Raw genomic sequence first — 24,127 nt, 5'->3', positions numbered from 1 at the left:
TTGTGTCGTTCCACTTCTACCTTTTTTTGATTCCTTAACTGAATAACGCTATGGCGAAGCCAACAGACGCGCCGGAAACCACTATTTCCGGTTATGAATCATTTTCTGGTAGTAAAGGTAATAACTCCCATTTTTTGTGGTGGTGTGCCGGGGTACATCAACCAACGCTGGCGCAATATCCAACGGAACACCCCAAATACCATACACTGGGTGGGGTATTACTGGCCACGTTTGTTCTTGCGGCTCTTTCCTCCGGATATGCTTTTTATACCATTTTCCAACATATTGGATGGGCAGTTGCTTTTGCCCTGCTTTGGGGAGCAATCATATTCAATCTTGACCGGTTCATGGTGTCCACTATCCGTAAATATGGAATGTCCTCTTCCAGTCAATGGAAGGTTGCCTTTCCGCGCATATTACTGGCCCTATTTATTGGAGTTACGATTGCCAGACCGCTGGAATTGAAGCTCTTTGAAAAAGAGATCAATGTAGAGGTTGAATCGCATATCCAGGAACAAATCAAGGCCTTTAATCTGAAACTGGATACGATTTACGAAGCCCGGGTGGCTGCAGCAATGCAGGAAAGAAACCTACTACTGCAGCGAAGAGCATCAATGCAGGATACACTGCTTAAATTGCAACAGGCTTACCTGATGGAGGCCGATGGTACCGGTGGGTCAGGAAGGAGAGGGATTGAACGGATTACCCGGCTTAAACAGGGCGCTTATGAGCAAACCGCCAGCAATTATGCGCAGCTTTTTCCCGGACTGGATACTGCGCTGGCCAGGCAGACCAGATTTCTTGAGAATGCTGCAATGGAGCTTAAATCCGATCAGGAAAAGTATGCCCAAACTGCTTATTCGAATATCGGATTTCTGGCCCGGAACAAAGCCCTGCAAAGTTTATCTGATCGGGAAGACAGTGTATTTATGGCGAACCTGCTGATCACCATATTGATTATTTTATTGGAAACAGCCCCCATTCTGGCTAAACTACTACTGCCCGTCGGTCCTTATGATATTGCTATTGCGAAAGAAGAACTGGTGCCCATGCACCAGCTTGAAAAATCCATTGCCCGCGAGCAGGATACCAGCCCTAAGATGGAAGTTGTGGGGTAGGGAAGAGGGGAAGAGGGAGGAAAGGGGGAATGGAGGATGGGATGAACACCCCCTCTTCCTTTCCTCCCCTTCCATTCCTCCCTCCTCCATTCTTCCCGTGATTCACCATCCATACCCTCTTTCCCAATACGCATACTCACGGTCGGTACACTGGTTCCGGTTTACGTACTTGACATCCAGGTATAGGTAGCCATTTCGACCTAGCCAATAGTGTAAACCGGCCTGGCTGCGATAGTAATACCTGTTATTATTGTATCTACGAATTGGCAGGTGGCGTGTATCCATAATTACCAGTGGGGGATGACTGATCCTTCCTCTCCGGTTTCCCGGATGTTCCCAATGGCGGGAATGTTTCCCCTTTTTATTTTTTCTGTAATGAGGTCCTCTTTCATGCCAGTCATCGTCATCTATTACAATAACCGTTGTGTTGGAACGATGCTGATTCCAGGGGCCCTGCGCCTGTGTGGAGAGACTGGTCAGACCAATGGTTGCGGTCAGTATAACCGCTGGTACAATTCTTAACATAGGGATCATTTTTGGTTATACATTAGTAGACTGGAATAAAAAATAACCGTTTAAAAGAGTAAGCAAATGAAAGCGCTGTTTGGCTTGATATTAACACTTGTTAGTTTGTCTGCCTGGGCACAAACAACTGATGAAACCGGCATCAAAACCACCATCAACCAGTTATTTTCGGCTATGCGAAACCGTGATACTGTTCAGTTACGTGATGCTTTTGCATCTACGGCCGTTCTTCAAACCATTGGAAGAAGTAAGGATGGGACAACTGAGGTTCGTACCGAATCTATTGAAGGCTTCATTAAATCGGTTGGAACGCCTGGTAAAGAGGTACTCGATGAACGCATTGAATTTGGAACCATCCTGATAGACGGTCCTCTCGCCACAGCATGGACGCCCTATCAATTTTATTTGGGGAGCCGGTTCAGTCACTGCGGCGTGAATTCCTTTCAACTCGTAAAGCTGAATGGAACCTGGAAGATTCAATATATCATCGACACCCGTCGTAAAGAAGGTTGTCAGTGATTAGTTACGGGTAAGCTTATATTTTTTGTTTACACGCGGACTATTGAAATACTGGTTGAGTTCTTCTTCACTCATGCCTCCGGTATCTACCATTGGTACGTCAATCAACTGAGTTTGTACCTGTTTCAGATCGCTGCGTAGTTTAGCAAGTTTGGTAAGAATCTCAGGGTCTGTTTCGCCAACAAGCGCATTATCAGAGAGGCTGTATTCAAGTCGTTTGATACTTGTTCTCACCTGTGCCGCGGAGTTTGATTCGTAGGCTTTAACCGGACTAACTGCTTCCTTCACTGGTACCAGTGCAACACCTACACTGGGCATAACCTTACCGATGTTTTTATCCGCATCAGCAGAGCTGGTAGACAGAACCGTTCCAGCAAGGGCGGAGGAACCTGACATCAGATCAAAACCCGTACGGGTACCTTTGGTACGTTTTACATTTTTATCCAGCTCTTTAAAGCTGAACTTCAATTGTAATATGTAACGTTGAATTTCCTTCACTACCCGGCCATATTCATCTTTCCGGAAGGGATAATTGAGTGCATCGCGTACCACTACAGTGATTTTTGCAGTATCCCGGTTATAAAACTTATCCGCTCCAACAAAGGTTATATGGAAGGTTTTCTGCTTTTCCTTATCCCCGTCTTTCACAAAATCATAAGGAACAGCCCATTTGAAAATATCATCGCATTTGCGTACCGATTCATATCCTTTGAGTGAAGCATCCGTCAAAGTTGAAATTGTTTCTATAGGAAAGCTTCCGCGCTCGCACTGAACCGGAATGGAAAGCGTATCCCCCTCGTCAATAAAGATTGTTTCACTAACACCCGGCTTGAGTCGGGATATAACTATTTCCGTGTTATAAAACATGAGGGTAAAAAATGTATCGATTCTTTCTTTTGGATCAGAAAGATTTTGGACGCCCATTTGTACTTTATATTCCTGGTCGTACTTCAGACGGCCAGATAAAAACAGGGACTTTTCAGCCTTAAATGTGAGGCGGCCATCATCCTTACCGATTTTAAGGCCTACCGGAGCATTTCTCAAATACCAGAAATAATTACCAGGTACCCGGTTGATCTCCAACTGATAGTTGATGGAGGAATCCACATGAAGCGTCATGTAAGGGTTAAGGTTAAGAATCCGGAGCGTAGTATCAACAGGCGCTATTGGTAAACTGTCTGGCCCCAAAGGAATGGTGTCCATTGTCCGGAGGGGATCCTTTTTAGGAAGAGTATCAGTTACCTGTGCGTACAATTTACCCTGCCCAAGCAGAATAAAAATGTTCAGCACCAAAATTGCGGAAATTCGTCTTAACATTCTCTGGTTATTTAAGGATCATGCTGAAAATCGTGGCAATATTAAATCATTTTGCGGTGAGATAGGTTTAACAGTATGTTAGAAAAAGTCCCGATGTAGAAACATCGGGACTATACCAAAACCAACTGCTTATGAGAAACACTTATTGAATTGAAATTTGCTTGGGCTGATTGGCCACTATTTCCTTTTTAGGAAGATAGAGTTTCAGTAAGCCCTGCTCATATTTTGCCTGAATTCCATTTTCATCAATTTTGTCGTCCAGGGTAAAACTGCGTTTGAACGAAAGCTGTGAAAACTCACGGCGGATTTGCTTTACACCTTCCTGCTCCTTGCTTTCTTTCTGATCATAGGAAACAGTCAGAAGACCATTCTCCACCTGAATTTTAAATTCTTCTTTTAATCTGCCAGGAGCATTTAACTCAAGGTGGTATGCATCAGAAGTTTCCAGAATATTAACCGGTACAGCGTGAACGCCATTTGCCATTTCGCGAGGATTCCGGGCTGGAAAATCCTGGAACCAGTCATCCAGTAAATGAAAGAAAGGACGTGCCGGCTGATTGAATTTTACTCTAGTCATTTTATTTAGTTTTATTGTTTTTGTGTTTGAAGAGTAGTAATCAATTCGCATACCATCCACTTTTTTCTGCCATTCCTGGAAACAACCGTAGAAGATAAGAAATCAAAAAGGACATTTTGACACTTAACACATACAAGGAACAGCCATATTGACATATTTAAACCAAATAAGCATTCTTATGTTTTTAAAGTAGATTTGCAAATTCAAAAAACAACATAATGTATCCAGCAGACATAGTAATGCCCATGAAAGAGGAGTTAACTGAACAGGGATTTGTTGAGTTACTTACTCCGGAAGAAGTAGATAGCCAGTTAAAAAAGGCCGGAACAACCCTGGTGGTAGTTAACTCCGTATGCGGTTGTTCGGCAGGAACAGCCCGTCCGGGCGTTTTAATGGCCGTACATAACAGTCCCAAAAAGCCGGATTACCTCGCAACCAGTTTTGCAGGATTCGATATTGATGCTGTTCGCAAATTAAGAGAGCATTTATTGCCCTATCCGCCATCGTCCCCTTCAGTTGCCTTGTTCAAAGATGGCCAGTTGGTGCATTTTATTGAAAGGCATATGATTGAAGGTCGTTCTGCACAAATGATTGCCCATAACCTGATTGCAGCATTTGAGCAATATTGTTAAGCTTTCAGAAAATATCAGATAGCCCCTCCTCAAAAGGAGGGGTTATTTTTTTGCCGGCTCCATATTTCTTATCATTGCGCAGAAATAGGCCATTAATCAACATTTCATGTATCCCAATTTATACTACGCTTTTAAGGATCTGTTTGGAGTAAATCTGCCCGGATTACGATTCATCAATTCCTTTGGTTTCTTTGTTGCGCTTGCTTTTCTGGGAGCTGCCTGGATACTAACTCTTGAGCTTAAACGAAAAAGCAGGGAGGGACATCTTCAGTATGAAGAAACAACTATCACAGTGGGGGAGCCCGCCAGTATTGCGGAATTGATCACCAATTTTATTCTGGGTTTTTTATTGGGGTATAAAATCATTGGCGCCTTTGTACTTGGACCGGAGGATCCCCAGGAGTTTATATTTTCCTCACAAGGTTCAGTGGGCTCGGGCATATTACTGGGATTATTGTTTGCCGGGTTAAAATGGAGAGAAAAGCAGAAACAGCGTTTACCCAAGCCTGAAAAAAGAGTGATACGAATCTGGCCACATGACAGGGTTGGTGATTTTGTGGTATTTGCTGCGCTCTTTGGGTTTGCCGGTGCCAAGATTTTTCACAACCTTGAAAACTGGAACGAATTTGTAGCCGATCCAATCGGCGCCTTACTCTCCTTTAGCGGGCTAACCTTTTATGGGGGTTTGATCTGTGCTGCTATTGCTATTATATGGTATGCACGAAAACATAAAATCGGCATCCGGCATCTTTGTGATTCAGCTGCACCCGCGCTAATGCTTTCATATGGAATAGGGAGAATTGGTTGCCAGGTTGCGGGAGATGGTGACTGGGGTATTGTTAACAATCGGCCCAATCCTTATTCCTGGTTGCCTGATTGGGTATGGTCATATACCTACCCACATAACGTTATCAATGCAGGAGTGCCGATTCCGGGATGTGAAGGCAATTATTGCAACGAACTGCCTCTACCCGTATATCCTACCGCGTTTTATGAAACAATCGCCTGTTTGGTACTATTTGCACTATTATGGAGCATCAGAAAGAAAATACCTGTTCCAGGGCGACTTTTTGGACTTTACCTGGCGCTCAATGGCATTGAACGATTTTTTATTGAAAAAATCAGAGTAAATACCAAGTATAACATTTTCGGATTTCAGCCCACCCAGGCTGAGATCATCTCTTCCCTGCTGGTGATTACCGGAATTATAATCTGGTTCTGGGCTAAAAAATACCAGCAGACCCACCCATCAAAGCTCAGGAACTAATTTATTCTTATCAAAAACAGGAAGAGCGGTCATTTGGCCGCTCTTCCTGTTTTACCACCATTCATCAGGAATTCCCAAAACGTTGTAACCAAATCCAGGGTCAATCGTCCAATGTTCATGTGGCCTTTTGCCGTAAATCAGTAAAATCAGCCATCCAACACAAAACAATGTACATTGCATAACATAGTACCTACTTTTGACTTGTAATTAACCTTAAACGGTACCAAACTAATTAAAGAACCTTAGACATGAAAAAGACACTCTTTCTGCTGACAGTTGCCTTATCCACCTTATCCTTTGTCAGCATGGGCCAAAGCAATACCTCGGTTAAGGGGAATGTGACGGACAAACAGCAAAAGCCGGCAGAAGCTGTTACCATTACCGTGCTGCAGGCAAAAGACTCTTCCGCAGTGAAGCTGCAATCAACTGACAAGTCCGGGAATTTTGAATTCCTGGACCTGTCCTTTGGCCGTTACCTGCTGCTCTATTCAGCTGTTGGTCATGAAAAAGCGTATTCAGCCGAATTTGAATTAAGTGCTGCTAATGCTGCGATTCAACTGCCATCGGTTCAACTCAACCCTGCTTCCAGTGAAATGCAAGGTGTTACGGTTGTTCATCGCAAACCGTTCATTGAGCAGAAAATAGACAAAATTATTGTAAATGTGGATGCTGCTGTTACCAATGTTGGCGCAACTGCATTGGAAGTACTAGAAAAATCACCCGGTGTCATGGTCGATAAGGACGGTAATATCAGTCTGAAAGGAAAACAAAGCGTAATGGTAATGATGGATGGCCGTCCAACTTATCTTACCGGTGAACAACTGGCTAATTTATTGAAATCCATGCCAGCCAGTTCCATTGATCAGATTGAACTCGTAACCAATCCTTCTGCCAAATATGATGCAGCCGGTAATTCCGGAATTATCAACATTAAAACCAAAAAGAACAAGCAGAAAGGTTTTAATGGCACCTTAACCCTTAATTATGGCCAGGGTGCTTACTGGAAAACAAATAACAGTTTGAACCTTAACTACCGCACCGGCAAGTTCAATTTTTTTGCCAATGGGGGATACAGCATCTGGAACAGTTTCCAGGAATTGAACATCAATCGGAAATTTTCGGATGCCAGTTCAAAAGAACTAACCGCCATTTTTGAGCAAACCTCATTCATGAAGAATGAGAATAAGAACTATAACATGAAAATTGGTGCGGATTATTTCCTGAGTAAGAAAACTACACTGGGCATCGTACTCAACGGGAACTTTAGTCCGGAGAAACAAGCCGGCCTCAATACCAGCTACATGATGAATGCCGCTGCCCAGAATGACTCCATCATAACTGCAACCAGTTCCAACAGGGATCTCTGGAAAAACAAAAGCATCAACGTGAACATGCGTCATCAGTTTGACTCAACCGGTAGGGAATTGACTGCTGACCTGGACTATGTTACTTACGGATCCAATAGCGAACAGTTATTTGTAAACACCATATATGACCCTAACTGGTCTCCCAAAACAGTTGAAAACCTGAGAGGCCGCCTGCCGATTGATATTGATATTTATTCCGCCAAAATCGACTATTCCCAGCCATTGAAAAAAGGCGCAAAAATGGAAGCCGGATTAAAAACCAGTTATGTAAATACTAATAACGTTGCTGGTTATACGAACCTGGTTAATGGTGGATGGGTACCGGATTATGACAAATCAAATAATTTCGACTACAAGGAAAATATTATTGCAGGTTATCTGAACTACAATCGCCAAATCAAAAAATTTGGCATCCAGGCCGGCCTTCGGTACGAACATACCAGTTATGAAGGTTACCAGTTTGGGAACCCTCAAAGAGCAGACTCCAGCTTCAGGCGCAACTATGGCAGCTTGTTTCCTACACTGTTTGTAAGTTATGCAGCCAATGATAAAAACCAACTGGCAATGTCTTATGGCAGAAGAATTGATCGTCCGGCTTATCAGGACCTGAACCCCTTCCTGTTTTTCCTGGATAAATATACTTATGGTCGTGGTAACCCTTATCTGCAACCGCAGTTCACACAGAACATAGAATTTACGCATACCTATAACAGTTTTCTGACAACCACCCTGAACTATAGTTATACAAAAGATTTCTTCAGTGAAACCTTTTCGCAGGGAAACCCACAGTTCAATGAACCTGAGTATGCAACAATCGTTCGCCAGGGAAATATCGGTTCCCGTCAGAATGCGGGCATTTCAGTGAGCGCGCAAATTCCGGTTCAAAAATGGTGGACAGCAATTGTATACACCAACTATAATTACAACCAATTCAAGGGGGAACTCAACAATGAAACCATTGATGTATCAGCAGGTACTTTCATGGCCAATATCAACAACCAGTTCAAGTTTAAGAAAGGCTGGAGTGCGGAACTCAGTGGCTGGTACAGAAGCAAAGGGGTAGAGGGACAAATCCTGATTGATCCACTGGGTGCTGCAGCTGCAGGAATTTCCAAACAGGTATTAAAATCAAAAGGTACGCTGAAGCTGAATGTAAGAGATATGTTCTATACACAGAAAGTAAAAGGAACCATCAATTTCCAGACAACCAATGCGAGCTTTATGAACCTTCGTGATACCCGTGTAGTAAACCTTTCGTTTGTTTATCGTTTTGGAAAACCAATCAAAGGAACACAACCCCGTCGTAAAATCGGTGGAGCCAATGATGAGCTAAACCGAGTAAAAATGGGCGGCAGCAATTAACCGAATTCATCCATTACCATTAAACCTTTTCACGTCTCACATCTCACGTCTCACTTTGTTAAACGTTCCGCATTAGCGGAGCGTTTAACAAAACCTTTACTCACAAGATAAGTTCAATACGTACGCTTTCGTACTTGATTTAAACCGTTCGCACCAATTCACTTTTTTAAGCTACACAGAAATATCAATTTCGATTTCGGAACCGCATTAAACCTTTCACATGAAAAAATTTATACAATCCCTCTTTTTTTTCCTGGCTACTGTTACAACCGTAATGGCCCAGCAGGGAACCACATTGAAAGGCAACGTAAAGGATCCAACCGGACAGCCTGTTGAAGCGGCTACCATTACCTTACTGGAAAGCAATTCCAAAAAACTGATAAAAATCGGCACTACTGATAAAGAAGGGAACTTTGAAATTATTCAATTACCGGCAGCAGCCATATTAGTGCAGGTATCAGCTATAGGATTTGAATCCTTTAACAGCAATGAAGTTAAATTAAGCGATAATGCAATTGTAGAGTTGCCAGCAGTTCAACTGAAAGCAGCCGAAAAAAACCTGCAGGGTGTAACAGTAACCGCCCGCAAACCCATGGTGGAAGTAAAAGCCGATAAAACCGTCGTGAATGTAGATGCTTTTATTTCAAATGCCGGAGGAACGGCCCTGGATGTGTTGGAAAAAGCACCTGGAGTTTCCGTTGATCGGGATGGAAACATCAGTCTTAAAGGCAAGCAGGGAGTAATTGTTTTGGTTGATGGAAAACAAACTTACTTAGGAGGACAGGATCTGGCTAACCTGCTGCGTAACACTCCATCCAATCAATTGGAAACCGTAGAGATCATGACCCAGCCCTCTGCCAAATACGATGCTTCCGGTAACAGCGGCATTATCAATATCAGAACAAAAAAAGGTCGTCAGAATGGATTTAATGGATCGATCAATCTTGGTTTTGTGCAGGGTGTATATCCAAAATCACCGAATAGCATCAATATCAACTATAAAAAAGATAAGCTGACAATCTTCAGCACGCTAAGTTATTCTTACTGGGCAGGTTTCAATGATCTCGACCTGGTTCGCAAATTTTCGCCTAAAGCGAATGAAACAATCGGTTCAGTCTTTGATCAGACTTCCAAAGGTAAATTTCATAGCCATAACCTGAGTCTCCGCACCGGAATGGAATATTCCATAAACAAAAAGACGACCATTGGCTTTCAGGTGAATGGAACCTACAATCCGCGAGAATTCAAAGCAAAGAGTGTGGCGTTGATTTACAATGGCGGATCGGATCCCGAATCATCCAATGTTGCCTCCAGCCTGAATAAGGATACCTGGAAAAATTTCGGATCCAATTTTAATTTCCGCAAGCGATTGGATACAACCGGTCGTGAACTTACAGCAGATCTTGACTTTATCTGGTATGGTACCAATGCCTTACAAACTTCTGATAACTTTACTTATTTACTCCCACAGAATACAGTTTCTGATTCCTTTTTATTAAGAGGAGATCTGCCTTCAGATATCCGGATCTATAGCTTCAAAACGGATTATGTGCATCCATTGAATAAAACTTCCAAACTGGAAGCAGGAATTAAATCAAGTTATGTTACAACCGATAATGAAGCTGCTTTCAGAATATGGGATAATCACGGTAAGGATTGGGTAACGGATCTTTCCAGATCCAACCAGTTTATCTACGAAGAAAATATTAATGCAGCCTATGTTAATTATAACAAAGAGTTTAAAAAATGGGCACTGCAAACTGGCCTGCGCCTTGAACACACGTATGCAAAAGGTAAACAGATCGTGAACAATGATCGGTTTATAAGAAACTACGTACAACTGTTTCCTACCATATTTGCGAGTTATAAACTAAATGAGAAAAATACCCTCACCGCGAACTACGGAAGAAGGATTGAGCGGCCCAATTACCAGGACATGAATCCTTTCCAGTTTTTCCTTGATCAGTACACATTCCGGATGGGTAACCCCAACCTGCAGCCGCAATTCACTCATAATGTGGAACTCTCTCACAACTATAAAGGAATCATCAATACTACATTAAACTATACCCGAACTACCGATGTGATCAACGATATCCTGAAGCAGAATGATACTACCAAAGTCACTTTCCAGACCAAAGAAAATATTGCAACCCGGAGAAATATTGGTATCGCGATCAGCTACAATCAACCTCTTACCAAGTGGTGGACGGTTTCTCTCTATGGTAACCTGTTTAACAACTATTTCGAGGGATTTGTAAATAATACGCCCCTGGATGCATCTATTACCTCTTTTATGGGCAATGTGAACAACCAGTTCAAATTCGCCAAAACCTGGGGTGCTGAACTAAGTGGATTTTATCGCACCAAAATGCAGGATGGCGGCCTGATCATTGCCAGGCCAATGGGTATGTTTTCATTTGGCCTGTCCAAGCAGGTACTGAAATCAAAGGGTACACTCAAACTTTCCGTAACGGATCCGTTTTTTGTTATGCGATTCAGCGGTTATACCCAATTTGGAAATATCGATACCCGGATTAACGCCCGGTGGGATAACAGAAGGGTCGCATTGAACTTCAGCTACCGGTTTGGAAAAGCGAATGGAGGCCCTCAAAGAAGGCGCACAGGCAGTGCAACAGATGAACAAAATCGTGTTGGAAACAACAGTCAGCAATAGTTTTTTCTCTATGAGTGTTAGTTTAAGGTTCAAACGTCCTGTTTCTACAGGACGTTTTTTTACATTTGTACTTGTAATGAAAATATCAAGCCATGGCATCATTTGACATTGTTAGTAAAGTGGACATCCAAACCCTGGATAATGCTGTAAATACGGTAAAAAAGGAAATAACCAACCGATTTGACTTTAAGGGCTCCCCGGTTGAGATTGATTTGAATAAAAAGGAATTTCGCCTAACTATTGAAGTGGAAAGTGAAATGAAACTGAACCAGGTGCTGGATGTATTGATCAGTCGCTCTATCAAACAAGGGCTGGACGCCAATATTTACGATTTCGAAGCGAAGGATGGCTATCAAAGCGGAAAGAACTGGAAAAAGGAAATTCCTGTCAGGAATGGCCTCAAGCAGGAAGATGCCAAGAAGATCGTGAAGCTGATCAAAGACAGCGATTTGAAAGTGCAGGCGGCCATTATGGATGATATCGTTCGGGTAACGGGCAAAAAGATCGATGATCTCCAGGCTGTCATTCAGGCAAGCAAAACCTGGAATCTGGCGATTCCTTTGCAATATATCAATATGAAAAGCTGATTTTCAGTCGGTTATAATTAAAATCTTTTTTTGAGCACACTGCTCAAAATCCATCGGAAAGTTCTAATTTTGCAGTTCCAAAAAATTAAAACAGTACGGCAAAATCCGTACGGCCTTAAAAATAGAAATTATGAAACAAGGTATCCATCCGCAGAATTATCGCTTTGTAGTGTTCAAGGACATGAGTAATGGTTTTGCTTTTCTGAGCAAATCAACTGCCTCTTCAAAAGAAACCATTCAGTGGGAAGACGGAAACGAGTATCCGCTTATCAAACTTGAAATTTCCAACACCTCCCATCCTTTCTTCACAGGTAAGAACGTGATGCTGGATACAGCTGGACGTATCGACAAATTCAAAAAGAAGTACGCAAAGAAATAATCAGAAAGCCGGCAAGTGCCGGCTTTTTTATTTATTATCTTTAATGCATGCAATGCATTATTTTCTCTGCTGAATATTGTCAACCGGAAAACCTTTACCCGTTTCATCTTACCCGTCACCTCCAGGATATCCGGTTGGGTATTCTCACTATCCGGGAAAAATGGGAAAAAGCATTGCAGCTTTCCTCCTTTGACAAATGGGAAGGGGACTATAAGGAATCGGATCGATCAAGGATTATTGACTCAAACCTGGAGCAAGGAGATTATCTCTTACTTCATGCCAACATACTTCCAACTTCTGAATTGGTTGAAGCCATTCAAAAACTGCAAAGTGGTCAGACACTGATTCACGCTGACGCGGGTGCCATAGCCCTCCATTTTAATGCGGAAGATGTTACCGGCCTTCATCGGATAAAGGTTAAAGACACCATTCCATATGAAGGTGAATTACTTGCCATAAAATTCCCATGGGACATTTTTAAAATAAATGACCGCGCCATTCGCGAAGATTTTGAGCTGCTAACAAAGGGCAGGAATTCTCAAACAGTTTCCGTCAGCAATCAGATAATCGGTCAGTTCCCGGTATTCCTGGAAGAAGGTGCACAATTGGAGGGCTGTATCATCAATGTAACAGAAGGTCCCGTATATATTGGCAGGAATGCCGAAATCATGGAAGGAACCTGTATTCGCGGTCCTGTTGCTATCGGTGAACATGCCATAGTCAAAATGGGAACCCGAATTTATGGAGGCACTACCATCGGCCCTCATTGCATTGCAGGTGGAGAAATCAAAAACGCGGTACTTATGGGTTACTCCAATAAAGCGCATGATGGGTATCTTGGTGATGCCGTGATAGGAGAGTGGTGTAACCTGGGCGCCGGCACCTCCGCGTCGAATGTTAAAAACAGTGCAGGCCCTATTCTTGTCTATTCACCGGCCAGTGAAGGAGGCAAGGCTGCGGTAGGTACCAAATGCGGACTCATAATGGGCGATTATAGTCGCGCTGCCATCAACACGTCCTTCAATACCGGTACAGTTGTGGGCATTTGTTCCAGTGTATTTGGAAATGGACTCCTTCCCAAATACATTCCTCATTTTTCCTGGGGAGCTGAAGGTATCCGCAGGTATGAATTTTCCAGGGCGTTGAGAGACCTGGAGAACTGGAAGAAATGGAAAAATTCCACTATTAGTCCGAGAGAACAGAATATCCTTAGATATATTTACGATAATTTTTAAATCAGTCTGAAAGAATGAGAAAACAAATCGCAGCGGCCAACTGGAAAATGAATCTTACCTACCAACAGGGTGAAAAACTACTGGATGAAATTTTACATGAAAAAATAGCTTTGAAACAAGATCAGCAGGTTGTTTTTGCTGTTCCCTTTCCATACCTCATCATGGCTAAGAGTGCGGTTGCCAATGAGCAGAACTATTTTATCGCTGCACAAAACTGTCACCATAAAAAATCGGGTGCCTATACCGGTGAAATTGCGGCAGAAATGCTTCATTCCATTGGAATTCCTTTTTGTGTGATTGGGCATAGCGAGCGCAGGGAGTATTTCAATGAATCCAATCAAGAATTGGCTGAAAAACTAAATTTATTGCTGGAACAGGAGATTCAGCCAATTTTTTGTTGTGGAGAACCGTTATCAGTACGTGAGGCAGGCGAGCAGAATCAGTATGTGGAAGTTCAATTAAAAGAAAGCCTGTTTTACCTGGAAGCAAGCCAATTGAAAAAAGTTGTAATTGCCTATGAACCGATCTGGGCAATTGGCACCGGCAAAACAGCTAGCTCTGACCAGGCCCAGGAAATGCATGCTCATATCAGGCAGGTGTTAAGTAAACAATACGGTGCGGATGTGGCGAATGAAATATCCATTTTGTATGGAGGAAGTGTAAAAGCTGCAAATGCCGTAGACATCTTCTCCCAACCTGATGTGGATGGCGGCCTGGTGGGTGGTGCTTCCCTCGTGGCGGCGGAATTCACAGCCATTATCAAGGCACTAAAAAAATAAGATATGCAAAGAGCGGTTAGCCTGCAGCCATTGTCAAGGCAACACAAATCTTCCTTAATGACCTGTTTATTGATTCGCAAAGGAGTCAGTAAACAGGCATCCATATCCGTAATGGCTGATTTTCTGCTGAAGTGCTGGCAACAGGAAATTAAACCACATTTTGACCAGGAAGAGCGCAGTCTTATTCCGGCCTTAAGAACTTATCCAGAGGGAAATAATTATGCAGAGGCCATTCTACGTGACCATGAACTTTGGCGTACGGCCATGACTCATCTTGATCAGGCCAATGTTACACACCGCCTTCTTGGAGACCTTGCTGATCAGCTGGAACAACATGTTCGATTTGAAGAACGGATTGTTTTCCCTTCTCTGGAAACCAATCTTTCTGCAGAGCAATTAAACCAACTTCAATTGCAGGACAACCAGCACAGCGCCATCTGCAATACCTATCCCGTTAAGTTCTGGGAATAACCCATTCCCCTCAATTACTACTATTTCAGTAAATTCAGGCATGGCCAGAATTTTACTGCTATTTGCGCATCCGGTACTGGAAAATTCAAGGGTGCACCGGGAGTTTCTTAATCAAATCCCCCGACAGGAAGCAATTACTTTTCACGATCTATACGAAACCTATCCTGATTTCCTAATTGATGTTCACAAAGAAAAGAGGCTGTTATTGGAACATGATTTCATCCTGTTTCAATTTCCATTCTACTGGTATAGCGCACCTGCTTTACTCAAACACTGGATGGAACTGGTTCTTGAACATGGATGGGCCTATGGCAAAAAGGGAACTGCACTAAGTGGCAAAATTTGGATGAATATCATTACCTGCGGAGGTAGTGTTGAAGCCTATCAGCCACAGGGAAAAAACCGCCATACAGTGGAGGAATTCTGTTACCCGTTTGAACAATCTGCCCGCCTTTGCAATATGAACTACCGGAATCCGTATGTGATTTACGGAACTCACAGGCTGGATCCTGAAATGATTCACAGAGAAGCAATTAATTATCGGCAGCTATTGCTCAATCTACTGACCGAAAAACCTGTTTCACTTAACACCATACAAATTTGATTAATGGATCAAAGTTCCTTTCTATACCAGGCACTTGTTTATCTAACCGCAGCTGTATTATTAGTTCCATTGGCTAAAAAAGCCGGCCTTGGATCTGTCCTGGGCTACCTGGTAGCAGGTATGCTGATCGGACCAGCTTTTCTTAACCTGGTAGGAGATAGCTCCGATGTCATGCACGCAGCTGAGTTCGGAGTGGTATTAATGCTTTTTGTTATTGGCCTTGAACTGGAGCCAAGGTTACTCTGGAAAATGAGAAAACCCATCTTGGGCTTAGGTGGCTTGCAGGTACTCTGTACCATGGCGATAGTGATGGTGCTTGCCATGACGATGGGTTACGACTGGAAAATTGCACTTGCTATTGGGATGATTGTTGCTCCCAGTTCAACTGCCATCGTATTACAAACACTGCAGGAAAAAGGCCTGATGAAATCAGAAGCCGGTCAAAGCAGCTTCTCTGTATTACTATTTCAGGATATCGCTGTTATTCCCATGCTGGCCATACTGCCCCTTTTGGGGTCAGGACCCGCAAACACCACAAATGGAACTCACCAATCTTCAGCATGGATTGATCACCAACCTGCCTGGATCCAGACCCTGCTGGTATTGGCTGCTGTTGTTTTTATCATTTTCGCAGGCCGGAAACTGGTACGCCCCCTTTTACGCATGGTAGCAGCTGCCAGGGTAAGAGAAGTATTCACAGCAACTGCGCTTTTACTGGTAATTGGTATAACCCTGTTGATGACACAGGTTGGATTAAGTCCTGCGCTTGGAACCTTTCTGGCAGGGGTGGTGCTGGCCGATTCAGAATACCGGCATGAATTGGAAAGCGACATCGAACCCTTTAAAGGAATGTTGCTGGGTCTGTTTTTCATAGCCATCGGGGCCAGTATTAATTTTCAATTACTGATGAATCTTCCTGTATTATTACTGGGAATTGTATTAGGACTGATGATAGTAAAAGGGCTGGTTTTGTTCGTGCTGGGTCGTTTCTTTCGTTTAGGCACAGATCAGAATCTACTCTTTTCACTGGGACTTTGCCAAGTGGGGGAATTTGCTTTTGTACTGCTCTCGTTTTCGCGGCAGGAACAACTTATCAGCAATGAAATTACAGATCTAATTATGGCGGCTGTTGCTTTAAGCATGGCGCTTACCCCCATCCTTTTCCTCTTATTTGAACGAATTATTCAGCCCAGAGTTGGTACCAAACAGGCGATCGAAAAAGCTCCGGATGCTATCCATGAAAAAAATCCGGTTATCATTGCCGGTTTTGGTCATTTTGGAAATACAGTGGGTCGATTTCTAAGGGCTAATGGAATTGGCTGCACAGTATTGGATATCGACTCTGACAGAGTTGATTTTCTGCGCAAATTTGGATTCAACGTGTATTATGGAGATGCATCCCGTCATGATCTGTTACATGCAGCAGGCGCAGCAGATGCCAAAATTATTTTGATTACTATCGGGGATAATGAAAAAAGACTCGAAATGATCGAAACCATCAAAAAACACTTTCCTCACCTGCAAATGATGGTAAGAGCTGCTGACCGCACGGATGCCTATGACCAGATGAATGCGGGAATGCTTCATATCTACCGGGAAAACCTGGATAGCTCGCTGCGCATGGGAGTAGATACACTCCGTTTAATGGGGCGGAGAACATATACCGCCACCAGAGCTGCACAAACTTTCCTTCGTTACGACGAACTAGCCATGAAAAAACTATCATCTATCCGCGATCCTAAACAATATATCAATATATCAAGAGAATTTATAGATGAGTTGGAACGAATTATTCAAACCGACACTCATGCTTCCGATATTGGTCAGCAAAAAGGGTGGGATGAAGAAAGCCTGATAGAGGAAATGAAAGACCTTTAACGCTAATCCATATTTTCAAACAGTGGATAATTGGCTCTCCTTATCTTTTCAATGGTGAAATGTGCTGAATTTTTTTTTGCTAATTGTTGGAGCTCCAACAGACTTTCAGGCTTATGAACCAAGTCCGCCAATGTAACTTTCAAATCAGCAAGGCTGGAATATCCAATTCCAGAACTTTTCAACAAATCAGGTATGGTCAAATCTGCAGGATACAAAAACGGCCTGGCATACTTAACGATGTCAAATATTATTCCCGAGGATTTTGTTTTACCATAAATTTCCGGAATGGACCCGCAAATTCGGGTATGAATTACCAAAGGCATCCATATTAAATGTGCCTGTGTCATTACCTTATCAAATTCGGCCTGTGTAACAGTTGATTCCTTGTAGAAAACAAGTTGATTGCCAAACTCCAACGCTCTGTTCCGGATAAGATCGGCCACTTCATCTGATCCACCACCAAGTAGTGTAATTCTTATTGGCATTTTTTTTATCTGATTGAGCAACTCAAAGACAGCTTCATAATTCCTCCGTTTGGTATCTAATGTTCCAGGCACCACAATATTGAAAATATCCATTGCTGAAGGAGCTGTATTGGTTCCGGCAGCAATGGTTTCTTCAAAAAAACCACCTGGAATTACCCATACTTTTTTGTTGGTTCCGGCAGCCAGTTGAAGGGCGGGCTCAACAGTCGAAGAAATCGTATTAAACTCTTTAACAACAACCGTTAAAGCCTTTTTCCCAATATACTGCATCAATAATCTTGCTCGAAGTGAGAAGGTCGGTCTAAACAGACAATTCACATCATGCACAGTAAGTATAACTTTACAGGACAACCGAAAAACAAGAAATGCAAAAAGCAGATGGTGTTTCGAAATCGTATTTAAGTACAAAAGTGAAATTTCTTGCTGCTGAACTGTTCGGAATATTCTGTTACAATAGGTCCAGGTTGATTCACCTTCTTCTTGTAAAACCCAATGATAACGGTGCATTTCGCCGTGTAGCATTTCATCTATCTGAAGATAGGTAGTACGTGGAACAAAAAGGAAAATCCTGTTATATCCAGTATCGAATAAACGAATCAGAGGATAAAGGTTTTCAACATGTTCAACTTCCTGGATTCCTACATTCATGTATATATTTGTATTACTCCAAAAATCAATAAATCGATTTGAAATTAACCGAATCTGAAAAATATTTTTTCGAAGTCTATTACCCACATGAATTTCATCACGGAGGGGTAGGGAACAAGGATATTGAAACTATCTTAAAAAAGGATGGTTTTTTGCCAATCCGACTGCCCGAAAGATTTTTACCTATTAAATTTATTATGCGTTTAATCGTGATGGCATCATGGGTTTGGAAAATTAAGCCAAATTCTCTGGTCGCCTTTCAATTTCCGGTTTATCCGCGCATGTTTAGGATAATGACGTACCTGTTGGCTAAAAAAAAGGTGAAACTCCTGGTAATTCTTTCTGATATTGATGGACTTAAAACAAACAATGAGCAAATACTGCAAAAAGAACTTAAATTATTAAAACTATGCACTCATTTTATTGTTCATGGCGGCCCTATGCAGAGATGGTTGCTTGAAAACCTTCCTGAAGCCGGAACAGCAAAAATTGTACAGCTTGGACCCTTTGATTTCCTGGCTACCCCATGCCAGGAAAAGAGACTACTCCAACCATCCATATGCTTTGCAGGAAATTTGTCTAAAAGTGGTTTTCTTGTCCACCTTCCGCAGTCTGAAAGCATTGTATACCATCTGTACGGGGAAGATCCACCAATAGGTTGTTTGGATAACTCCAGAATTCATTATCATGGAGTGTATGACCCCTATGGACTTCCTTCTGCAATCGTTGGAAGTTTCGGGTTGATTTGGGATGGAGAAGGTGCAGATGGACCATCCGGAGCCATTGGCAATTATCAGCAATACATATTTCCCCATAAACTATCACTTTATATCCTAGCTGGAATGCCGGTAATTGCTCCCAATTTTGGTGGATCGGCCGAATACATCAGTTCAATGGGTATAGGGTGGTTAATTAACAGTTTGGAAGAACTGCCAGAACTGCTTCCTACCATCGACGAAACAGCCTATCATCACGTTAGAAAAAAAATCCTTTCGCTGCAGCAGGAAATATGTAGAGGGGAGCATCTCCCTGGAGCCATTAATAAGCTTATCAGGACTTAAGCTTGCGAACAAGTTCAATGTACTCACGCTGGGCATCCTCCTTTGATTTTCCCTGCAATGATGACCAGGCTTCATATTTTGCTTTTGCAACAAAATCAAACATATTGGGAGCATCCCCATTTACATCGCCTTCGGTTGCTTGCTTATAAAGAGAATATAATTGAAGCAGGGTTTCATTACTCGGTCTTTCAGACAGATTCTTACTATCTGCAACAGCCTGCTCAAATTGTTGGGTAAGCTCCATATTTTGCGTCAATTTTCAGCGAATCTAACCGATTTTTATACATCTCCAAATTGTTTGGCGAAAGCCTCTACCGAACGCTGCTATCTGCCTGCTTTTCGCTAAATTTGCCCCCTTATTCAGTTGAATACATGAAGAATATCCGGAATTTTTGCATCATCGCTCATATTGACCACGGAAAGAGTACCCTGGCAGACCGACTATTACAATCCACCAATACCATCAGTGAACGGGATATGATGGACCAGGTGCTGGATGATATGGACCTGGAAAGGGAAAAAGGCATCACAATTAAAAGTCACGCGATCCAGATCAATTATAAACATACTGATAATCAGGACTATACATTAAACCTGATTGATACACCTGGTCACGTCGATTTCAGTTACGAAGTGAGTCGTGCACTGGCCGCTTGCGAAGGAGCTTTGCTTTTGGTGGATGCCACCCAGGGCATCCAAGCGCAAACCATCAGTAATTTGTACCTGGCCATTGACAACGATCTCGAAATCATTCCTGTTATCAATAAAATTGATATGGATGGAGCCATGATTGAAGAGGTAAAGGACCAGATTGTGGAATTGATCGGATGCAAACCAGAAGAGATTCTGCTAGCCAGTGGACGAACAGGTCTGGGCGTAGATAAAATTCTGGAAGCAATTGTGGAAAAAATCCCGGCTCCCAAAGGTGATCCGGAGGCCCCTTTACAGGCATTAATTTTTGACAGTGTGTTCAACAGTTTCCGCGGCATAATTGTGTATTATCGGATTCTGAATGGAACTATCCGCAAGGGCGATAAAGTAAAATTTGTATCAACCAACCAGGAATACTTCGCTGATGAAATCGGGATTCTGAAACTCAAAATGACTGAGCGCAAAGAAGTTTCCGCGGGAGATGTGGGTTATATCATCACAGGAATTAAAAACGCCAAGGAAGTGAAAGTAGGTGATACCATCACACTGTCGAACAACCCCACTCCAGAGCAAATCAGAGGGTTTGAAGAGGTTAAACCTATGGTATTCGCTGGCATTTTCCCTGTGGAAACAGACCAGTTTGAAGAACTGCGGGATTGCATGGATAAACTTCAGCTCAATGATGCATCCCTTACCTACGAACTGGAAACATCCCAGGCCCTGGGTTTTGGTTTCCGATGTGGATTCCTGGGAATGCTGCACATGGAAATTATCCAGGAGCGTTTGGAACGGGAGTTCAATCAAACTGTAATCACTACAGTTCCGAACGTAAGTTTTATTGCCTATACCAGTAAAGGAGAAAAGGTAATTGTTAATAACCCTACTGAAATGCCGGATCCAAGCCGGATCGACCGGATTGAAGAGCCCTTTATCAAAGCGCAGATCATTACCAAACCTGAGTATATCGGAAATATCATGACACTCTGTCTCGGCAAAAGAGGTATCCTGATCAATCAGAGTTACCTGACGCAGACACGTGTGGAGCTGATTTTTGAAATGCCGCTTACTGAGATCGTTTTTGATTTTTATGATAAGCTGAAGAGCCAGACCAGAGGTTACGCCTCCTTCGACTATCATCCAATCGGTTACAGGGAAGCAGATATCGTAAAAATGGATATTCTGCTTAATGCAGAAAGAGTGGACGCCTTGAGTGCTCTGATTCACCGGGGCAGGGCCAATGATTTCGGTCGCAAGCTTTGTGAAAAACTCAAAGAACTATTGCCCCGCCAGCAATTCCTGATCGCCATCCAGGCAGCCATTGGAGCCAAAATTGTGGCGCGCGAAAATATCAGCGCTATGCGGAAAGATGTTACTGCCAAATGTTATGGTGGTGATATCAGCCGGAAACGTAAACTTCTGGAAAAGCAGAAAGAAGGTAAAAAGCGGATGCGTCAAATCGGTGCGGTGGAAGTACCCCAGGAAGCTTTCCTGGCTGTTCTTAAACTGGACGATTAATCAGGCGGCCATCCGATTTATTCTTGCTTTAAATGCCATCCAGCCAATATTCCAGATTCGGCTTTTAAATACTGTTATCTGTAGTAGAATATGGAAGGCCAGCGTGCTGCCTGTTCCTGATATGATTTTCAACAAAGGAGAACTGAACAAATGATTCGTTAGTTTAAAAACTCCATATGCGATTGGAAAAACTACCAACACACCCACAATTTCCAACCATTGCTGTTTGTTGATAGAAAAATAATTCCTGGAAAGATAAATCCCTAAAACAAATACAAGAGTTTCTGAAAGGACAATGGCCCAAGCAGCACCGGCGCTAAACCAGATCGGTATGAGTAACAGGTTCAGCAGTAACGAAACAATGGTGGCAGCCAGATAAATAAACAAAACCCACTTTTCTCTGTAATTCAAAACCAATACCTGCATGGTGAAAAAATCATGAAGAGGTACTACAAGCCATAAAAGAGAGAAAATTTGCAAGAGATGGACAGATGGTTGATATTCAGCACCTGAAACGAATAATATCACAGCCTCTGCAAAAAAAAATAAAATGGCGCCAATAGGATAACTTAGATGAATCGTGGTGAGCAGACTGTCTGCCTGCAACGTTTTATTTACAGATGAACGAAACAGTTTTACAAAGAATACTACCGAAGCCCCGGAAAATACACTAATACCGATTCGTACAACCTTCGCGGCTACCGTATAATAGCCAAGCTCATCCAACTGTCCCAACCTTGCCAATAAAATCGTATCAAATGCAAAATAGATGGACCCCAATACACCCAAAAGGGCAAAGGGGGCAAGTGCGCTCAACAACTTTTTAAACAGCGCAAAATCCCACTGCCAGTATTTGAACAAATCCCTGATATGGTAGATGGCAACACCAGATATAAGCAAATAATTACAGGCGGAAATAATAATATAGTAAATAAGGTCGTCTGGTTTTCTCACAAGAACAATAGAGGCAACCAACACTAACAAACGGGCAATAAGGGTTCTTGCAAACAATAGTTGATAACGCTCCTGGGATTGAAAATACCAATCCATATGAAGCATATACTGTAGCATTATAAAACCATATAAAACAGCGATTGTACCTGAACCAATTAATACAGGTTTGGAAAGCAGGTAAATAGTATAACAAACTACACCAATAAATGCCATTGTCAGGTTGATCAACACCAAATGGAGGATGGTGTTAGCCTGTTTTGAGTCGCCGATGGCTGATTTACTAAGTAGTCGTAATCCATAATATCGAACACCGAAGGCTGAAAGAACGATTACCACCGACATCAGCGATTCGTAAAAACCAATAATACCATATCCCTCAGGACCGAGTGTTCGGGTCATATAAGGGAAAAGAATCAGTGGGAAAAGAATATTGATAGCAGTATTGCTATACTGCAGCAGTAGTTGCCTGAACGGTATTTTGCTGTTATTGTCCGCCACCCGGTTTCTTCGGTTTGGGTTTCTCTTTCTCGGCCGCTTTTTCTATGTTTTTCCTGGAGCGTTCTTCCAGCTTCTTTTCATTGATGGTGCCATCTTTATCACGTATGGCATCCTCTGCAGGCGCATTACCCAACAATGGATCGATTCGTTTGAATTCGTCAGGCACATCGGTGAACACCTTGGGTACATGCACCCAAATCCCGTTTTTCCATTGGAAACCCTCAAAATCACCATCAGGAATATAGGTCTCCGGGCGATGGGGTTCCTGTGTTTCCGAGATCAGGTGGTCAACAATGACCATATCCATTTCAGGATTGTAATTGAACGTGGTACTGGCCTCCTTTTTATACTCAATCACAAACCTGTTCAGTACCTGTTCAGCCTTGGCCGTATCATGTTTCACTTTAAAAAATGGTCCGCCAAACCGAGGTTCACCAGTGGACTCATCAAAAGTCAGCACTTCCATCCATTTTCGGTTACTGCCCACTGTGAATCCGTCAAAGCCAAGTAAGGTATAGTAGTTTTTACCATTCCAGGTTTTCTGTATCACTTTGTAATAAATAGCACCTATCCAGTTATTTCTGCTGCGAACGGAATCCAGCGGATTACTGGTGAACATGGAAGCATCAAAAAGGGGATAAAGCCGTAGTGATCCATCTTTTGTCCGCAACTGAATAGCTCCTTTCTGGTAATAGAAGTATTCATCCTTTTTCAACTGCCAGGTGAAGATCCGAAAACTGCTGTCCGGTGCATACAATCTTGATATGGTCTGAAGGGAGTCAAATGAATATTGGAAAGAATGAGGTATTCTCAATGCACGAACCAGCATGCGCACAAAAACACTATCGCTTAAAAAACGTTTACCCGGACTCAGGGCATTGATCATACTATCTGCCTGAATACGCAGGCTGTCTTCCCTTGCCTGAAGTTGATTCAGCTCGTTTTCAGAAAATGTACGTTGTGCGTTTAGCTGAACACTACCAAATGCTAATACGGCTATAATTATCAGTTTTTTCATATT

The 24,127-nt window shown here is 42.6% G+C and carries 22 protein-coding genes; 15 read left to right on the top strand and 7 right to left on the bottom strand.

Annotation, left to right across the window (positions count from 1 at the left end):
* Positions 1-50 precede the first annotated feature (50 nt).
* A complete protein-coding gene (locus L0U88_RS00485; RefSeq protein WP_234863522.1) occupies positions 51-1,118 on the top strand; it encodes a DUF4407 domain-containing protein in 1,068 nt (355 codons plus the stop codon).
* A 102-nt stretch (positions 1,119-1,220) separates the two neighbouring features.
* Here L0U88_RS00485 and L0U88_RS00480 read toward each other — a convergent pair whose 3' ends face one another.
* Positions 1,221-1,643, bottom strand: a complete 423-nt coding sequence (locus tag L0U88_RS00480) for a hypothetical protein (protein WP_234863521.1) — start codon at positions 1,641-1,643, stop codon at positions 1,221-1,223.
* 66 nt (positions 1,644-1,709) lie between these two features.
* Between L0U88_RS00480 and L0U88_RS00475 the strand changes: the two genes are divergently transcribed.
* The gene (locus tag L0U88_RS00475; RefSeq protein WP_234863520.1) at positions 1,710-2,162 is read left to right on the top strand and encodes a nuclear transport factor 2 family protein; all 453 of its coding nucleotides are present in this window, start codon (positions 1,710-1,712) and stop codon (positions 2,160-2,162) included.
* On the opposite strand, the gene L0U88_RS00470 is transcribed toward L0U88_RS00475, so the two are convergent.
* Both L0U88_RS00470 and L0U88_RS00465 read right to left on the bottom strand, forming a co-directional pair.
* A complete protein-coding gene (locus L0U88_RS00470; RefSeq protein ID WP_234863519.1) occupies positions 2,163-3,479 on the bottom strand; it encodes a hypothetical protein in 1,317 nt (438 codons plus the stop codon).
* Positions 3,480-3,621: 142 nt separating this feature from the next.
* Positions 3,622-4,056, bottom strand: coding sequence for an Hsp20/alpha crystallin family protein (locus L0U88_RS00465; protein WP_234863518.1), 435 nt, complete (start codon positions 4,054-4,056; stop codon positions 3,622-3,624).
* Positions 4,057-4,274: 218 nt separating this feature from the next.
* Between L0U88_RS00465 and L0U88_RS00460 the strand changes: the two genes are divergently transcribed.
* The 11 genes from L0U88_RS00460 (at position 4,275) to L0U88_RS00410 (ending at position 17,294) form a co-directional block, all read left to right on the top strand.
* Positions 4,275-4,688 (top strand): BrxA/BrxB family bacilliredoxin, encoded by a 414-nt coding sequence (locus L0U88_RS00460; RefSeq protein ID WP_234863517.1) that lies wholly within the window; start codon positions 4,275-4,277, stop codon positions 4,686-4,688.
* Between the two features lie 106 nt (positions 4,689-4,794).
* Complete coding sequence (locus tag L0U88_RS00455) at positions 4,795-5,955, top strand: prolipoprotein diacylglyceryl transferase (RefSeq protein WP_234863516.1); 1,161 nt, start codon at positions 4,795-4,797, stop codon at positions 5,953-5,955.
* 248 nt (positions 5,956-6,203) lie between these two features.
* Positions 6,204-8,684, top strand: coding sequence for an outer membrane beta-barrel family protein (locus L0U88_RS00450; RefSeq protein WP_234863515.1), 2,481 nt, complete (start codon positions 6,204-6,206; stop codon positions 8,682-8,684).
* A gap of 220 nt (positions 8,685-8,904) precedes the next feature.
* Positions 8,905-11,361, top strand: a complete 2,457-nt coding sequence (locus L0U88_RS00445; RefSeq protein WP_234863513.1) for a TonB-dependent receptor domain-containing protein — start codon at positions 8,905-8,907, stop codon at positions 11,359-11,361.
* Positions 11,362-11,453: 92 nt separating this feature from the next.
* A complete protein-coding gene (locus tag L0U88_RS00440; RefSeq protein WP_234863511.1) occupies positions 11,454-11,948 on the top strand; it encodes a YajQ family cyclic di-GMP-binding protein in 495 nt (164 codons plus the stop codon).
* A 130-nt stretch (positions 11,949-12,078) separates the two neighbouring features.
* Entirely contained in the window at positions 12,079-12,327 is a 249-nt protein-coding gene (locus L0U88_RS00435; RefSeq protein WP_234863509.1) for a type B 50S ribosomal protein L31, read from the top strand.
* A gap of 47 nt (positions 12,328-12,374) precedes the next feature.
* Positions 12,375-13,562: a putative sugar nucleotidyl transferase gene (locus L0U88_RS00430; RefSeq protein ID WP_234863507.1), complete on the top strand. Its 1,188-nt coding sequence runs from the start codon at positions 12,375-12,377 to the stop codon at positions 13,560-13,562.
* Between the two features lie 14 nt (positions 13,563-13,576).
* Positions 13,577-14,341, top strand: coding sequence for a triose-phosphate isomerase (tpiA, locus tag L0U88_RS00425; protein WP_234863506.1), 765 nt, complete (start codon positions 13,577-13,579; stop codon positions 14,339-14,341).
* A gap of 3 nt (positions 14,342-14,344) precedes the next feature.
* The gene (locus L0U88_RS00420; RefSeq protein ID WP_234863505.1) at positions 14,345-14,812 is read left to right on the top strand and encodes a hemerythrin domain-containing protein; all 468 of its coding nucleotides are present in this window, start codon (positions 14,345-14,347) and stop codon (positions 14,810-14,812) included.
* A 40-nt stretch (positions 14,813-14,852) separates the two neighbouring features.
* The gene (locus tag L0U88_RS00415) at positions 14,853-15,416 is read left to right on the top strand and encodes an NAD(P)H-dependent oxidoreductase (RefSeq protein ID WP_234863504.1); all 564 of its coding nucleotides are present in this window, start codon (positions 14,853-14,855) and stop codon (positions 15,414-15,416) included.
* Between the two features lie 3 nt (positions 15,417-15,419).
* Positions 15,420-17,294 (top strand): monovalent cation:proton antiporter-2 (CPA2) family protein, encoded by a 1,875-nt coding sequence (locus tag L0U88_RS00410; protein WP_234863503.1) that lies wholly within the window; start codon positions 15,420-15,422, stop codon positions 17,292-17,294.
* A gap of 2 nt (positions 17,295-17,296) precedes the next feature.
* Here L0U88_RS00410 and L0U88_RS00405 read toward each other — a convergent pair whose 3' ends face one another.
* Positions 17,297-18,514 carry a glycosyltransferase family protein gene (locus tag L0U88_RS00405; protein ID WP_234863502.1) on the bottom strand — a complete coding sequence of 406 codons (1,218 nt, stop codon included), beginning with the start codon at positions 18,512-18,514 and terminating at the stop codon, positions 17,297-17,299.
* On the opposite strand from L0U88_RS00405, the gene L0U88_RS00400 reads away from it, so the two are divergent.
* The gene (locus L0U88_RS00400; RefSeq protein WP_234863501.1) at positions 18,466-19,488 is read left to right on the top strand and encodes a glycosyltransferase; all 1,023 of its coding nucleotides are present in this window, start codon (positions 18,466-18,468) and stop codon (positions 19,486-19,488) included. The two genes, L0U88_RS00405 and L0U88_RS00400, sit on opposite strands and share 49 nt — an antisense overlap.
* Here L0U88_RS00400 and L0U88_RS00395 read toward each other — a convergent pair.
* Positions 19,478-19,732 (bottom strand): acyl-CoA-binding protein, encoded by a 255-nt coding sequence (locus L0U88_RS00395; protein WP_234863500.1) that lies wholly within the window; start codon positions 19,730-19,732, stop codon positions 19,478-19,480. The genes L0U88_RS00400 and L0U88_RS00395 overlap by 11 nt on opposite strands.
* Positions 19,733-19,860: 128 nt before the next feature.
* Here L0U88_RS00395 and lepA point away from each other — a divergent pair, with 128 nt between their 5' ends.
* Positions 19,861-21,654 carry a translation elongation factor 4 gene (gene lepA / locus L0U88_RS00390; protein ID WP_234863499.1) on the top strand — a complete coding sequence of 598 codons (1,794 nt, stop codon included), beginning with the start codon at positions 19,861-19,863 and terminating at the stop codon, positions 21,652-21,654.
* On the opposite strand, the gene L0U88_RS00385 is transcribed toward lepA, so the two are convergent.
* On the bottom strand, positions 21,655-23,106 hold the full coding sequence (locus L0U88_RS00385; RefSeq protein WP_234863498.1) for an oligosaccharide flippase family protein: 1,452 nt from the start codon (positions 23,104-23,106) through the stop codon (positions 21,655-21,657).
* Positions 23,093-24,124: a hypothetical protein gene (locus L0U88_RS00380; RefSeq protein ID WP_234863497.1), complete on the bottom strand. Its 1,032-nt coding sequence runs from the start codon at positions 24,122-24,124 to the stop codon at positions 23,093-23,095. Before L0U88_RS00380 ends, L0U88_RS00385 begins: the two co-directional genes overlap by 14 nt.
* Positions 24,125-24,127 lie beyond the last annotated feature (3 nt).

The sequence above is a fragment of the Flavihumibacter fluminis genome, assembly GCF_021491375.1.
GTDB lineage: Bacteria > Bacteroidota > Bacteroidia > Chitinophagales > Chitinophagaceae > Flavihumibacter > Flavihumibacter fluminis.
Note: the sequence above shows the minus strand (reverse complement) of the source record. Positions and strands in the feature narration are given on the sequence as shown.